At 70.1% G+C, this 15301-nt stretch carries 8 protein-coding genes (1 of these 8 only partly in view); 4 read left to right on the top strand and 4 right to left on the bottom strand.

The window, feature by feature from the left end:
• On the top strand, positions 1–239 hold the 3' portion of the coding sequence (locus PW843_16765) for a flavin reductase family protein (GenBank protein MDE1148252.1). The gene continues 415 nt to the left of window position 1, outside the view; 239 of the gene's 654 nt are visible here — the last part of the coding sequence; the start codon falls outside the window, past its left edge; it ends in the stop codon at positions 237–239.
• A gap of 139 nt (positions 240–378) precedes the next feature.
• Here the strand turns inward: PW843_16765 and PW843_16760 are convergent, their stop codons facing one another.
• The 4 genes from PW843_16760 to PW843_16745 form a co-directional block, all read right to left on the bottom strand.
• A complete protein-coding gene (locus tag PW843_16760; protein MDE1148251.1) occupies positions 379–2436 on the bottom strand; it encodes an alpha/beta hydrolase domain-containing protein in 2058 nt (685 codons plus the stop codon).
• Between the two features lie 68 nt (positions 2437–2504).
• Complete coding sequence (locus tag PW843_16755; GenBank protein ID MDE1148250.1) at positions 2505–3689, bottom strand: AGE family epimerase/isomerase; 1185 nt, start codon at positions 3687–3689, stop codon at positions 2505–2507.
• 27 nt (positions 3690–3716) lie between these two features.
• Positions 3717–4610, bottom strand: a complete 894-nt coding sequence (locus PW843_16750) for an ROK family protein (GenBank protein MDE1148249.1) — start codon at positions 4608–4610, stop codon at positions 3717–3719.
• A 295-nt stretch (positions 4611–4905) separates the two neighbouring features.
• On the bottom strand, positions 4906–6132 hold the full coding sequence (locus PW843_16745) for an ROK family transcriptional regulator (GenBank protein ID MDE1148248.1): 1227 nt from the start codon (positions 6130–6132) through the stop codon (positions 4906–4908).
• Between the two features lie 193 nt (positions 6133–6325).
• On the opposite strand from PW843_16745, the gene PW843_16740 reads away from it, so the two are divergent.
• The 3 genes from PW843_16740 (at position 6326) to pbpC (ending at position 15214) form a co-directional block, all read left to right on the top strand.
• Positions 6326–7975, top strand: a complete 1650-nt coding sequence (locus PW843_16740) for an alpha-L-fucosidase (GenBank protein ID MDE1148247.1) — start codon at positions 6326–6328, stop codon at positions 7973–7975.
• 274 nt (positions 7976–8249) lie between these two features.
• Positions 8250–13151, top strand: a complete 4902-nt coding sequence (locus tag PW843_16735; GenBank protein MDE1148246.1) for an alpha-2-macroglobulin — start codon at positions 8250–8252, stop codon at positions 13149–13151.
• Positions 13148–15214 carry a penicillin-binding protein 1C gene (gene pbpC / locus PW843_16730; protein MDE1148245.1) on the top strand — a complete coding sequence of 689 codons (2067 nt, stop codon included), beginning with the start codon at positions 13148–13150 and terminating at the stop codon, positions 15212–15214. The genes PW843_16735 and pbpC overlap by 4 nt, the downstream gene beginning before the upstream one ends.
• The last annotated feature ends 87 nt before the right edge of the window (positions 15215–15301 follow it).

Raw genomic sequence — 15301 nt, 5'->3', positions numbered from 1 at the left:
CCGACATCCACCGCCTGCGCCGCCATGACGGTACCGACGTCGATTCCTGGCTGGTGATGGGGGAGGCGGTGGCCATCCACATCAGCCGCCACCTGCTGGTCGACGGCCTGTTCGACACCTTCGGTGCCGGCATCATTCTGCGCGCCGGCGGCCCCAGCGCCTACGCCGCCATCACGCCGGACACCCGCTTCGATATCGAGCGGCCGAGCGCGGAACAGGCGCGGGCGCACAAATCCTGAGCATGGCAGCGGCATGAGACGCCTCATGCCGCTGTAGGCCCCGACCGGGGCCGCCGGAGATTTTTGGGGAGCCGAAGGCGGACTGAAAATCGAGGATAAGCCAAGGGCGCGGATGCGCCCGCCCGGCGTTTGAGGGCACTTAATTCATATACAGATACCCGCAGCCGGTATCCGCCGGGTCGTGGGCCAGGATGCGGTCGTACAGCGCGCCCTGGTCGGCCACCAGGCCGTCCGCCTCTTCCGCCAGGATGAAGCCGGCCTGGACTTCGCGGGTCACGGCCGCGCGCACCTTGGCCAGGAAGGCGTCGCGGGTGGGATAGCGCTCGGCCAGCGACGGGCGCGGGTCATGGCTGGCCGCGCGTTCCGCCGCCGTCCGGGCGAAGGGCACGAAGGAACCGTCGAAGCGCGCCTGCACTTCCGCGAAGCCGGTTTCCGGCGCCCGCAGGTTCCAGCCGGTGTGGGTGCCCAGCGGCGCCTCCACCTCCACCTGGCGCACGCCGCCGCGGTCGTTGCCGTCGGCATCGGGGGCAGGCACGCGGGTGACGTAAGCCGCACCCCGCGCCGGCGGCACGCGGTCGGCGATGCCCTGGGCATAGCGCGGGCCGAAATCCAGGCGCGGCGGTGCCAGGGGACCGGCAGGCGGCGTCAGGCCGGGCACGGCCGGGAACGCCGCCTTGGCGACAGCCGCCGGCACCAGCGTGCCGTCGGCCAGCTTGGGCACGGCGCTGGCCGGTGGTTGGCCCTTGCCCTGCACCCAATTGTCCAAGGCCACGATCAGGGCACGTTCCACCGGGTAATGGTTGGTGGTGTTGACGCACGCAGTGAACGGCGCCCGGGTGTGGGAGCGGCCGACATAATGCTGCGATCCCGCCAGCATGTAGATGCGGGCGTCGGGATCGATGGCGGCGTCCGCCTGGCCGTCCGGCGTGATGTGCAGCAGTGAGGCGGAGCGGTTCCAGTACTCCGCCGAGGTGTTGGCGAAGATCATCTTGGGCAGGGGCCCCGCCGCCCGCGCGCCGTCCAGCATCGACCCGCTTTCCCCCGTGGCGGCGTCGGTCGAGGTCACGGTGGTGAAGGGGAAGGCGTCGGAGAAGTAGATCTGCTCCACCAGCGGGCTGAAATGGCGGGTGGCCATGCCGAAGCGCTGGTTGAAGGCACCCTTGCCGGCACCCGGCACCTGGGCATAGGCGCCGTCGAAGGCCGGCCGGCCCTCCTCATCCCGGTTCCAGCCATTGTACAGCATGGTGTCGATGACCCGGCCCGACTGGGAAATGCCGAAGATCAGGGCGCGCGACAGTGGCGTCTGGCCGGCGAAAGGCTGGTTCTTGAAGTAGGACAGCAGGTCGCGGATGCCCGCCAGGCCGACGCCCACCACGTATGGGTCGCGCGACGGCACCACCACCTCGTACAGCTTGCCGGTCTGGAAGCCGGCGTCCATCCGCACCTCGATGGGCAAGGCACCGTCGCCGCTGTTGACGAAGGTCCAGGCGTCGCGCGGGATGACGTGGCGGGGGCTGTCGGGCGCGTCGCGTTCGGTCAGCACGGCGTCCGGTGCGCCGGGGGTGGCGAAGGGGTAGGGCGTGCCTTTCATGCCGACGTAGGTCGCGGTCTTGGCCGGTGCGTCGACGATGAACTCATAGGCGGCCTTGCCGGTGATGGGCTTGCCTTTTTCGGTCGCCACCGGCGGCTTCAGGATGAAGGGCTTGTCGCCGGGCCCGCCTGGCTGGACGTCCCAGGTCCAGGCTGACCACAGCAGGGTGAAGCCGCGCTTGAAGAAGAAGCCGTTGCCGGTGTCGGCCAGGGTGGTGGGGTCGTTGTGCGGTGGCACACGGCCATTGGCCTGACCCAAGGCGGCGATGCCGCCGCGGTTGTTGACGTCGTAGAACAGGGCGCCGTTGCGGCGGGCGGCGTCCACGGGACGCAGCATCAGGAAGTCAGTGGCGAACACCACGCGGCCGCGCTTGTCCCGGGGCGCCAGCGCCAGGTCGGTGATGTTGGCGTTGGCGGGCAGGGCGGGGTCCAGCGCCACCCAGGCCGTCCCCCGGATCTTCTCGTAGGCGCCGGCCTCACCGAAGGTGGCGCCGTCGGCCAGCACCGTCCGTTCGGTGATCTCCACCCGCTCCACCTCGGCCCTCGACGGCGTGGCGCTCAGGATGGTGCCGGCCAGCAAGGCCGCCAGGAAAATCAGTCGCCGCATTCTGTCTGCCCCCTATTTTGGGCGACAGTAGAACCGACCGATGCGGCGATATCAATGCCCGGGACGCGTCAGCCCGGATGCCCGGCCTTGGCCAGGGCCTGGTCCAGTTCCTGGATGGCGCAAACGATATGGTAGAAGCTGCTGGCGGGTGCCGCTTCCTCCACGAACGTCCCGTCCGGGTTCAGGCGGTCGCGCCACAGGCCCTGCACCGGCGTGTCGAAATATTTCATCAGGCCGCGCCCGCCGGCCGCCGCCATGGACCAATAGCCGTCGGACTGTTGCGGGTCGTCGCGGGTGGCCAAGGCGGCCAGCACGGCACACTTGATGCGTTCCGTCTGCGGCCACAGCCGGGCTACCGGATCGTGCGGCGTGAGGTCGTCCAGCAGGGCGTTCATGGCGACACCACGCGCCGGGTCCACGCCCGATCCTTCCCCCACCGCGATCATGCGCCAGGCGGCATCCGCCGCCGCCTTGCTGCCCGTCAGGCCGGCCCAGCGCAGCATCAGCCACGACCATTCGAACTGGTGCCCCGGCTCGACAATCCGGCCGGGGGTGCCGGCCTGGGGGTGCCAGTCGCCGTCGAAGAATTCCTTCAGCCCGCCCATGTCGTCGTCGATGAAGCGGGTGAGGGCCAGGCCCACGATCTCTTCCGCCAGGTTGCGCCAGCCCTTGTCGCCGCCCTGCTCCATCCAGGCCAATGAGGCCTCCAGCATGTGCATGTGCGGGTTGGACAGCAGCGGCAGGGTGCGGGGGTGGCTTTCCTCGAACCCGCCCTGGGCATGGTGCAGGGTGTCCAGCAGGCGCTGGCGCAAGGCCACCGCCATTTCCTCCGGCACCCGACTTTCGGGCGTGGCGCTTTGCGCGGCGGCCAGCGCGAACAGGGCGAAGGCCTGGTCGTACAGCACCACGGTGTCGTCCAAACAGGAACCGTCCGGCGCCACCTTGGTGCGGAACAGGCCGTCGGGCCGGCGGTAGTGGTTCAGGAAGAAGGTCAGGCCGTGTTCCGCCGCCTCACGCACCGGACCGTTCCAGCCCGACCGGGCGGCGACGGAATAGGAGTAGACCTGGCGGGCCTGCACCCGCGCCCGGCGGGCGTCGTTGGTGGGCTTGCCGTTCAGGTCCAGCTTTTCATGAAAGCCGCCGTTCACCCGGTCGGCCCCCGCCTGCCACCACAGCGGATAGGCCTGTTCCACCAGCCAGGCCTTCAATTGGCCGCGCACGGCGGCGGCGTCGATCAGGGCGGGGGAAGACATCGGGGCTTTCCTTTGTGGATGGACGGATCAGGACCAGAGGCGGGCGGCGCCACGCACGCCAGAGGAATCGCCCCAGCGTGCCGGAAGGATCTTGGCCTCCCACGTGTCGGTGAACAAGTGGGGACGTATGGCGTCGGGCAGGCGCTGGTAGATTTCCGTCACGTTGGACAGGCCGCCGCCCAGGATGAAGACATCGGGGTCGGCGATGTGGGAGACGGCGGCCAGGCCCCGGCCCAGCCGGTCGACGAAGCGGTCGAAGGCGGCGACGGCGTCGGGTTCATTGCGGCGCATGCCCTGGATGATGGCTTCGGTATCCAGGGAACGGCCGGTGACGGTCTGGAAATCCCGGCGCACGCCGGTGCCGGAGATCCAGGTTTCCAGGCAGCCGCGCTTGCCGCACCAGCATTCCGGCCCCGGCAGTTCGTCGGCCTTGGGCCAGGGCAGGGCGACGTGGCCCAATTCCCCCGCCATGCCGTTGGCGCCCTCCACCAGGCGGCCGTCCACCACCAGGCCGCTGCCGCAGCCGGTACCCAGGATGACAGCGAAGGCGACGCGGGCGCCGGCGGCCGCACCGTCCACCGCCTCTGACAAAGCCAGGCAGTTGGCGTCGTTGGCCACGCGCACCGGCCGGCCCAGGGCGCGGCCCAGATCGTCGTGGAAGACGCGGCCGTTCAGCCAAACGGTGTTGGCGTTGCGCATCAGCCCGGTGCGCGGCGAGATGGAACCGGGCAGCCCGATGCCCACCGTGCCCTGGCCGCCGGCCTCGGCCTCGACCTTGTGGATCAGGGTGCAGACGGTGGCGATGGCGGTGTCATATTCGCCGGGATTGGCGGCCCGGATGCGGGACAGGAAACGGCCGTCAGGCGCCAGCGCGGCCGCCTCGATCTTGGTGCCGCCGAAATCCACGCCGATCTGTATCATCCGTGATGCCCTCGAGAGTGGCGTCGGACGCCTGGAGCACGCAAGGGGCGCCAGCCGGGGCCAAAGCACCCGGAATCCATCCAGGCGGTGGCCCTCCGCACCCCTCCCACGATCCTTTGGCGTTCCCTAAGGTTTGAGGCCTGTTTTATGCGCCGGTCCCACCTTGGGGTAACCGGGGTCAATCCGGTGCCAAGCCACAACCGTTGTGGGGCCGACGATAACGCGCCCGCTCTAAAATGAAAATTGAAATATTAATTATTGAGGACAGAAATCGGCCGTCGCCACCGTTCCAGGCTCAGGTGGCGGAGGTCTTCATCAGGGCGGCGCGCGACGGCAGCAGGCGGTCGTTGAAGGGCAGGATGGCTGCCCCCACGGCGGGGGCGTCCATGGCGGTGGCGGCGCGGTGCACGGGGGCGATCACCGGGATGGCGCCGGCGAAAGCCTCCAGCCGGCGGGCGATCAGCTGGGCCAGGCGATCCAGCTGCGCGGTGGGCAGGCGGCCGCCCAGGAACACCGCCTCCGGGTTCACCAGGCAACTGACGGCGATGATGGGGCTGGCCAGCAGTTCCGCCGCCAGGTCCAGCCACTGGTCCACCAGCGCCTGGCCGGCGGCGTCCAGTTCGGCCAGCTGGTCCGGCTGGGTCACGGTGCGGCCATGGCCGGCCAGGAAGGCGAACAGGGCGGACAGGGACACCGCCTCCTGCAAGGACTTGGCCAGCGTGCGGGGGGAGGAGACGGGCAGGAAGCCGATTTCACCGCTACGCCCCTGGGCGCCGCGGAAATACTGCCCATCGATCACCATGCCGCCGCCCAGGCCGCGGCTGACCAGGATGTAGAAGAAGCTGGGATCGCGCAGCCCGTGGCCGAATTGCAATTCACCCAGTGCCGCCGCCGCCGCGTCGTTTTCCAGGAAGACGGGCAGGGGCAGGGTGTTGGCGAACAGGCGGGCGACATCCACACTGTTCCAGGCATCGTAGCTGTCGGGCCGGTTGGGCAGGTTGACGCGTGCCAGGTCGTCCGGCATGGCGACGCCGATGCCGACGATTCGGTCGTTCGGGAAGGCCCCGCCCCCCAGCAGGCCGTCCATCTGTTCCTTGAAGAAGGTCGCGACGGCGTCGGGCAGGGGGAAGTCGACCTCCAGCGTGGCGCGGTGCCGCACCTGGCCCAGCAGGTCCAGCAGCACCACCGTCACATGGTCGCGGTCGATATTGACGCCGATGGAAAAGCAGCCGTCGGGGTTGATGGCCAGGCGCATGGCCGGCTGCCCCCGGGCGCCGTGCAGGCGCCCCACCTCCATCACCAGGCCGTCGTTCAGCAGGCGCTTGGTGATGTTGGCGATGGCCGGCGCCGTCAGCCCGGTGACGGTGGCCAGCTCCGCCCGCGTGACCGGGCCGCTGACCCGGATGGCCTGCAGCATGACCCGCTGGTTGTGGTCGCCTGCCCGTTCCAGGTTGGTGCCCGACAGACTTGCCCCCAGCGATGGGTGCAGATCCGTGGGGCGCGGGCTCACAGGCGGTGCCATCCGGACAATTCCTTTTTCAAATTTAAGAATGCTGCGGCCGGATGGTGGGACATCGTGCTTCCGGACACAATCCCGCTTTTTCATCGCCTTCGCTTTTGTGGCGACACGCGGAAGGGTGTGCCAGGGTGGGATGTTCCATCCAGTGACGCCCCGACATCGCAGGGGGGCCCCAAGGAAAGGTCGCCGAACACCCATGACCGCCCGCTCCGCCGTTTTTTCATGGCGCCTCCTGGGTGCCGCCGCCGCTTTCCTGGTCGTCCCGGTCGCCTTCGCCGCCGATCCGCCCCCCGCCGTTTCCCCGACGGCACCCACCGTCAGCACCCTGACACCGGCGCAGATGGACGCGGCGTGGCACAAGGCGGCATCCCGGACGGTGCGGGAGCGGGACGCCCTGCTGAAAACGGTGATTGCGGGCGATGCGGAGGGGCCGTTCCGGGCGGACTGGGTGTCGTTGCGGGGATATCAGGTGCCGCAATGGTATGCGGACGCCAAATTCGGCATCTTCATCCACTGGGGCGTCTATTCCGTGCCCGCCTTCGGCAGCGAGTGGTACTCGCGCCGCATGTACATCAAGGGCAGCCAGGAATATCAGCACCACGTCGCCACGTACGGCCCGCCGGACAAGTTCGGCTACAAGGATTTCATCCCCCAGTTCAAGGCGGAGAAGTACGACCCTCGTGCCTGGGCCGCCCTGTTCCGCGCCGCCGGCGCCCGCTACGTCGTGCCGGTGGCCGAACACCATGACGGCTTCGCCATGTACGCCACCAGGTTGTCCGACTGGTCGGCCCTGCGCATGGGGCCGAAGCGCGACCTGATCGGCGACCTGGCGCGGGCGGTGCGGGCGCAGGGGCTGCACCTGGGCCTGTCGTCGCACCGGGCGGAGCATGACTGGTTCTTCGGCGACGGCCGCAAGATCCCCTCCGACGTCAACGACCCGCGTTATGCCGACCTGTACGGCCCCGCCGAAATCCGCCTGACGGGGGAGGAGGTGGGCGATCCGCAGATGACGGGCGACTTCACCTACGTCTCGCACGCCTGGCTGGAGGATTGGACGGCGCGCACGGCTGAACTGGTGGAGAACTATCACCCCGACCTGATCTATTTCGACTGGTGGATCAGCAACCCGGCCTTCCGCAACACCCTGCCGAAGTTCCTGGCCTATTATTACAACACCCAGGCCAAGCGCGGCGGCTCCGCCATCGTCAACTTCAAGGAAGGGGCGCTGCCGCCCACCGCCGGCGTGATGGACGTGGAACGCGGCCAGATGCCCGACATCCAGCCCCATGTCTGGCAGACCTGCACCTCGCTGGGCAACATCAGCTGGGGTTATGTGGAGAATGAGACCTACAAGTCGCCGCAGCAGGTGGTGCATCTGCTGGCCGACATCGTGTCCAAGAACGGCAATCTGCTGCTGAACATCGGGCCCAAGGCCGACGGCACCATCCCCCAGGGCGTGCAGGATACCCTGCTGGCGGTGGGCGGCTGGCTGAAGACCAACGGTGAGGCCATCTACGGCACCCGCCCCTGGCGCCAGTTCGGCGAGGGGCCCACCCAGGTGGTCAGCGGCGCTTTCCAGGAGGGCAAGACCAAGCCCTTCACGGCGGGGGATTTCCGCTTCACCGCCAAGGGTGACACCCTCTACGCCATCGAACTGGACTGGCCGGAGGATGACGAGGTGGTGATCCACGCGGTGCAGGCGGAGGACGCGGTGAAAGGCGTCACCCTGCTGGACGGCGGCGCCGGCACGCCTGTCACCTTCCGTCAGGACGGCGACGGCCTGCACCTGACCGTGCCCAAGCGGCCCGCCGGCCAGTTCGCTTACGTCTATCGCATCGAGCGGTAACGACGCGTCCTTTCCCGAGTCCATTGCGCCCGGGCGTTTGGGCAGCCCAGGCCGGCACCCCCGCTGTCGCCGCTGGGTGCGGTGAGGTCGCGTTTTGCTGTCATCAGCGGTGATGGCATCGCCATCCCCTATCTGGGCGCCATACCTCTGAAGGCGATGATCGTGGAAATTGCCGATCGGCCTTGACGCTCTATTGGCAGCATCGCAACGATCAAGTCCCGCCTTCGCGACCGGCCGCCCGTGGTCGCCCTGATCCTGCCTGGGACTTGCCGCCATGGGACGTCGCGCCGCGTCTTCCACCCGCCCGGTCATCGCTTTCGCCCGGCTCTTGCGGGCCGCCATCTTGGGTGCTGCCCTGATGCAGGCCGGACCGGCGCTGGCGGGACCACCCCTGGCGCCGTCCGGCGGCTTGGCGCAGGACGACAGCGACAGCACCGCGGCTTGCGTCACCTTCAACGGGGCGCTGGCCGACAGCCGCGGCGACCTGTCGGGTTTCGTCGCGGTGGCGCCCGGCGGTGACATCGCCGTCACCGCCAATGAGCGCCGGCTGTGCCTCAGCGGGCTGGAGCCGGGCAAGGCTTATGACGTCACCGTCCGCGCCGGGCTGCCGGCGGCGGACGGCGGCAGTCTGGCCCGTAATCTGACCTTCCACGTGGTGATGCACGACCTGGCCAGCAGCATCCGCATCGCCGGCACGGGCTACGTGCTGCCGCGCGTGGGCAACGCCGGCGTGGGCGTGGAGACGATCAACATCCCAGCCGTGCGCCTCAGCCTGTACCGCGCGCCGGAAACGGCGCTGTCCTCGCTGACCCTGAACCAGGATCCCACCGGCTGGAGCGTCCAGCAGCTGGTTGAGGAAAAGGTGCGGCCCGTCTGGACCGGGACCATGGAAACCAAGGGCCCGCAGAACAAGCGCGTCATCACCAACTTCCCCCTGGACCAGGTGCTGGCTGACCGCCAGCCCGGCGCCTATCTGCTGGTGGTGGAAGATCCCAAGCTGAAGCGCGATGACGATGATTACTTCAGCCAGCGGATGGAACGCACGGCCGCGCGCTGGCTGGTGGAAACCGACATGGCGCTGACGACGCTGAGCGGGCCGGATGGTTTAACCGTCGTCGCCCGCTCGCTGGCCAAGGCCGCCCCCCTGTCCGGCGCCCGCGTGGTGCTGGTGGCCCACGATTCCGGCACGCTGGGTGAGGCCAAGACCGACGGCGACGGCATCGCCCGTTTCCCCATCGGCCTGCTGCGGGGCAAGGGCGGCGCCCGACCGGCACTGGTGGAGGCGTTCGTGGGCGGCCCATCCCTGATCCCCTTCGCCAGCAAGCCGGCGGATTTCGCGGCCTTGTCGCTGGACCGCGCCGCCTTCGACTTCAGCGCCCGGGGTGCCGACGGCCGGGAGGATCCCGGGCCCCTGGATGCCTTCGTCTATACCGAGCGCGGCATCTACCGCCCGGGGGAGACGGTGCACGCCGCCCTGGTGCTGCGCGACGGGCAGATCCGCACGACGGCGGTGGAGAACGTGGCCGCCGTGGTCCGGCGCAGCGACGGGGTGGAGGCCGCCCACCTGACCCTGAAGCTGTCGGCCGGTGCCGGGGCCGTGGACATTCCCATCAGTGCCGCCGCCCCCCGGGGCGAATGGCGGATCGATCTGTATGTGGCCGGCGGCGACGTGATCGTGGGCTCAGGCACCTTCGAGGTGCAGGACTTCGTGCCCGAGCGGCTGAAGGTCACCATTGGCAAGCCGCCGGTCCCGGCCCTGGTGGCGGGGCGCACCGCTACCTTGCCGGTGGAGGCGCGGTTCCTTTACGGCGCCGCCGCGGCTGACTTGCCGGCCGGGGGTGAGGTGCGGCTGGAGCGTGATTCCAAGCCCTTCGCCAAATGGACGGATTTCGCCTTCGGCCGCGACGACGACAAGTTCGAGGCGCAGACGGCGCCGGCCGCCGACACCAAGACGGATGGCGAGGGCAAGGCCCAGGTGGAATTCCCCTTGCCTGAGGCCGGCACGGCGACGGCGCCGCTGCACGCCGTCATCACCGCCACGGTGGTGGAGCCGGGCGGCCGCGTCACCCGCGACCAGACCGCCCTGCCGGTCAGCTACCGCGCCGGTTTCGTCGGTATCCGGCCGGCGTTCGCCAACCACCGTGTGCAGGAGGGCGGTGGCGCCGACTTCGACATCATTGCGGTGGACAGCCTGGGGGCAGCGCAGGCGGCGAAAGGCCTGCGCTATACCCTCAGCCAGGTGGAGCGCGACTACACCTGGTACCGCAGCGGTTATCAATGGTCCTACAAATCCTCGGCCCATTACCGGCAGGTGGCCAACGGCACCCTGGACCTGGACGGGACCCACCCCGGCCGGGTGAGCCAGCGCCTGGACTGGGGCGAATACCGCCTGCTGGTGGAAAACGCCGCCACCGGCGCCGTCACCACCGTGTCCTTCTATGCCGGCTGGTACATGGCCGGCGTCAGCACCGATGCGCCCGACGTGGTGCCGTCCGCGCTGGACAAGGCCGCCTACAAGCCAGGGGAGACGGCGCACCTGCGCATCGAACCGCCCTTCGCCGGCCAGATGCAGGTGGCCGTCGCCGGGCGTGAGGTCACCATCCTGGCCACGCGCGCCGTGGGGGCGGAACCGGTGACGGTGGACGTGCCGGTCAAGGCGGAATGGGGGGCGGGCGCCTATGCCCTGATCTCCTTCATCCGGCCGGCGGACAAGGCGGCGGGGCATCAGCCGGTGCGCGCCGTCGGCCTGGCCTGGATACCGGTCGACCCGATGGGCAAGGCGCTGGCCGTCAGCATCGATGCGCCCAAGATTCTGCGCCCCCGCCAGAAGGTGGACATAACCGTGACGGCGGCGGGGGCGGACCCTGGTGCCCACGTCACCGTGGCGGCGGTGGATGAGGGCATCCTGCAACTGACCCGGTTCCGTACCCCCGACCCGCTGGCCTATTACTTCGCCAAGCGCAAGCTGTCGGCCGAGATGCGCGACGATTACGGCCGCCTGCTGGAAAGCGAGGCCGGGCAGACCGGCGTGCTGCGCCAGGGCGGCGACCATGGCGCGCCGGGCGGTGTCGGCCTGCCGGTGGTTCCCACCCGCACGGTGGCCCTGTTCTCCGGCCTGGTGACCCTGGACGACAAGGGGCGGGCCAAGGTCACGCTGGACATCCCCGATTTCGCCGGCAGCCTGCGCCTGATGGCCGTGGCGGTGGATAAGGACCGCATGGGTATGGCCGAGGGCGCCATGGTGGTGCGCGACCCGGTGGTGGCGGAGGTCATCCTGCCCCGTTTCCTGGCACCGGACGACACCGCGGCGGGCACGCTGCTGCTGCATAATCTGGAGGGGGCGGCCGGCGACTATCGCGTGACGCTGGTGCCGGACGGCGCCCTGAAGCTGGCGGGGGAGCCTAAGCGCACCGTCGCCCTGGCCGCCGGCCAGCGCGTCATCCAATCCGTGCCCCTGCGCGGCGGGCCGGCCGGCATCGGCGGCCTGACGCTGCTGGTGGAGGGGCCTGGCGGGCTGAAGCTGGAACGGAATTGGCCCATCACCGTGCGCCCGGCGGAGGCGCCCATCGTGATGGCGGAACAGCGCCAGCAGGCGCCGGGTGAGGCCTTCACCCTGCCGCCGAACCTGCTGGACCTGTTCCAGGCGGGGACGGGCAGCGTCAGCCTGTCCTACGCCAACCTGCCCGGCATCGACGTCGCCGGCCTGATGCGGGATCTGGACCTTTACCCCTATGGCTGCACCGAACAGACCACCAGCCGGGCCCTGCCCCTGGTGGCCTTCCGCGACCTGGCGCGGGCCCTGAACCTGGAGGGCAACGTCAAGGATCCGGATAACCGGGTCAACACCGCCATCGACCGGCTGTTGCAGCGCCAGGACACCACGGGGCGGTTCGGCCTGTGGTCGGCGGGTGACGGCCTGGGCGGTGATTGGCTGCAGATGTACGTGTTCGACTTCCTCAGTCGCGCCCGCGTCGCCGGTTATTACGTACCCGAAACGGCCATGCAATCCCTGACCGACTGGGTGACGCAGCAGACGGACAAGGGGGTGGGCGCCACCGGGGCGGAGGGGGAGGCGGTGGCCTACGGCCAGTACCTGCTGGCCCGTGCCGGTCACGCCGTCCCGGCCAATCTGCGTTACATCCACGACATCACGGGGGAACGGCTGTCCACCGGACCGGTCGCCTATGCCCAGCTGGGCGCCGCCTTGCTGTCCACCGGCGACAAGGCGCGGGCCGAGGTGGCCTTCGCCCGGGCCCGCGATCATTTGGGGCGGCAGTCGAACGACTATTACACCTCCCCCCTCCGCGACGCGGCGGCCACCCTGGCGGTGGCGGCGGAAGCCAACAACGCCCCCTTGCAGGAGGCGGCGCTGACCCTGGCGCTGCAGAGCCTGAAGGAACCCTGGTACTACAACACCAACCAGAAAAGCTGGCTGCTGCTGGCGTCCCAGGCCATCCTGGCCAAGGGGCAGCCCATTTCCCTGACCACCACCGGCTTCGCCAAGGCCGCCACCGGCCGCACCCTCAGCTACAGCCCCACGGCCGCGCAACTGGCCGCCGGCTTCGGCGTGACCAACAGCGGCACGGCGGCGGTGTGGCGCACGGTGCAACTGCGCGGCGTGCCCAAGGAAAGCCCAGGCCCCGTGTCGCAAGGGCTGACCCTGTCCAAGGACGTCTACACCATGGACGGCAAGCCGGCCGACACGGCGCATGTCGCCCGCAACACCCGGCTGGTGGTGGTGCTGTCCGGCGTGCTGCAATTCCCGGTGAAGCGCACCCTGGTGACGGTCGATCCCTTGCCCGCCGGGTGGGAGATTGAGTCCGTGCTGCGCCCCGCGCGCAAGGGCAAGCACGCCCTGGCCTGGCTGAAGGAACTGAGCCGCGCCACAATGGCGGAGGCGCGCGACGACCGCTTCGTGGGCGTGCTGGATGCGGGGCAATCGACCTGGATCTACCGCATCGTCAATGAGGAAGACGGCGATGACGACAACGCCACCACCGATGATGACGAGATCGATGACAGCGGCCCCACCCACGCCTTCCGCTTTGCCTACGTCATCCGGGCGGTGACGCCGGGGCAGTTCGCCCTGCCGCCGGCCTCCACCCAGGACATGTACGACCCCGCCACCATCGCCCGCACCGCTTCCGGGCGCACGGTGGTGGACGCGGTGCCGTGACCCGGCGCCGCATCGTCGCCCTGGGCGCCGGCGGCCTGGTGGCGCTGGCCGTCCTGGTTTTCGCCGCCGACCGGCTGTTCCCGCCGGACCTGACGCGCTGGCGCGACCGGTCCACCCTGGTGACCGACGCCTCCGGCGAGGTGCTGCGCGCCTTCATCAGCGATGACGGCGCCTGGCGCCTGCCCATGACGGCGGATGAGGCGAACGCGACCTATCTGGCGATGCTGGTGGCGTATGAGGACCACCGCTTCTACTGCCATCCCGGTGTCGATCCGCTGGCCCTGGCGCGGGCGCTGTGGCAGGCGGCCCGCCACGGCCGGGTGGTGTCCGGCGGATCCACCCTGACCATGCAGGTCGCCCGCCTGCTGGAACCCCGGCCGCGCACCGTGGGCGCCAAGCTGGTGGAGATGCTGCGGGCTTTTCAGCTGGAAGAACGCTTTTCCAAGCGTGAGATCCTGGGCATGTACCTGACCCTGGCGCCCTTCGGCGGCAACCTGGAAGGGGCGCGGGCGGCGTCGCTGGCCTATTTCGGCCGGGCGCCGTCGGCCCTGACGCCGGGGCAGGCGGCCTTGCTGGTGACGTTGCCGCAATCGCCGACCAAGCGCCGGCCGGACCTGGCGCCGGCGGCGGCCCAGGCGGGGCGCGACGGCCTGCTGCGCCGCATGGCGGCCCGGGGCATTCTGACCCGACAGGTGGCGCATGAGGCGATGTCGGAGCGCGTGCCGACGGAGCGGCGCCCGCTGCCCTTCCTGGCGCCCCACCTGGCCGACCGTTTGCGCCGGACCCAACCCACCGGCAGCGTCATCGCGTCCACCGTGGATGCCGGGCTTCAGCGTCGCGTGGAGACCCTGGTCCGCGATGCCCGTGCCGCGCTGGAGCCGGAGGCGGAGGTCGCGGTGCTGGTGGTGGATGTCGCCAACCGCCGCGCCCGCGCCTATGTCGGCGGCAGTTTCACCGGGCCGTTCGGCCAGGTGGACATGGTGGCGGCCCCGCGCTCCCCCGGCTCCGCTCTGAAACCCTTCCTCTATGGCATGGGGTTCGAGGCGCTGCCCCTGCATCCCGAGACCCGCATCAACGATGCCCCGGCGGTGTTCGGCGATTACGCCCCGCGCAATTTCGACGGCGGGTTCCACGGGCTGGTGACGGTGCGCGAGGCCCTGCAGCAATCGCTGAACGTGCCGGCGGTCAAGGTGCTGGACCGGGTGGGGCCGGCCCGTTTCCTGGCCCGCCTGCGCGAGGTCGGCGCCCAGGTCAGCCTGCCGCGTCCGGACGCGGCGCCGGGCCTGCCGCTGGCCTTGGGCGGCGTGGGCATCAGCCTGGCGGACCTGACCAACCTTTACGCCGACCTGGCCGACCGGGGACGGGCGCTGCCCCTGGCGCTGACGCTGCCGGTTCCCGGCAATCGGGCCGTGGCCGAACGGCGGCTGTTGAGCCCGGTGGCCGCCTGGTATGTGGCCGACATCCTGGCGGAAACGCCCCGCCCCGATGGCCGCGCCGCCATCGGCGGGCGTTGGTTGGCTTACAAGACCGGCACGTCCTACGGCTTTCGCGATGCCTGGGCGGTGGGTTTCACGGGCGGCCAGGCCGTCGGCGTCTGGGTGGGGCGGCCCGACGGCACCCCCCGTCCCGGTGCCGCCGGCCGGGATGTGGCGGCACCGCTGCTGTTCCGCGTCGCCGACCTGCTGCCGGCCGGGGAGGAGGCGCCATCACCGCCGCCGGGCGCCCTGCTGGTGGGGCCGGGACAGGCCCTGCCGATGACGCTCGCCCTGTTCGACCATGGGTCCGGTATCGGCGGTGGCGGCGACGCGCCCCTGAAGATCGCCTTCCCACCCGACGGGGCGGAGGTGGAGCGCGCGCAGGGCCATGACGGCACGGCCGCTGCCGTCCCGCTGGAGGCGTTGGGCGGCCGGGCGCCGTTCCATTGGCTGGTCAATGGCCTGCCGCTGCCGTCAGCTGACGGTGAGGATGGGGCGGGGTGGGTGCCGGACGGCATCGGTTTCGCCGACATCGCCGTCATCGATGCCGTCGGGCAAAAGGCCAAGGCCACCGTGCGGGTGCGGTAGGACCGTGCTGGGCGACGGGATGGGCGGTGCCGCCGGGGTTGCGCTGCGCGCGGCCTTTGTACTATGTGCCATGGGGTTTGATGGCGG

It is taken from the genome of Azospirillaceae bacterium (assembly GCA_028283825.1).
Lineage (GTDB): Bacteria > Pseudomonadota > Alphaproteobacteria > Azospirillales > Azospirillaceae > Nitrospirillum.
Note: the sequence above shows the minus strand (reverse complement) of the source record. Positions and strands in the feature narration are given on the sequence as shown.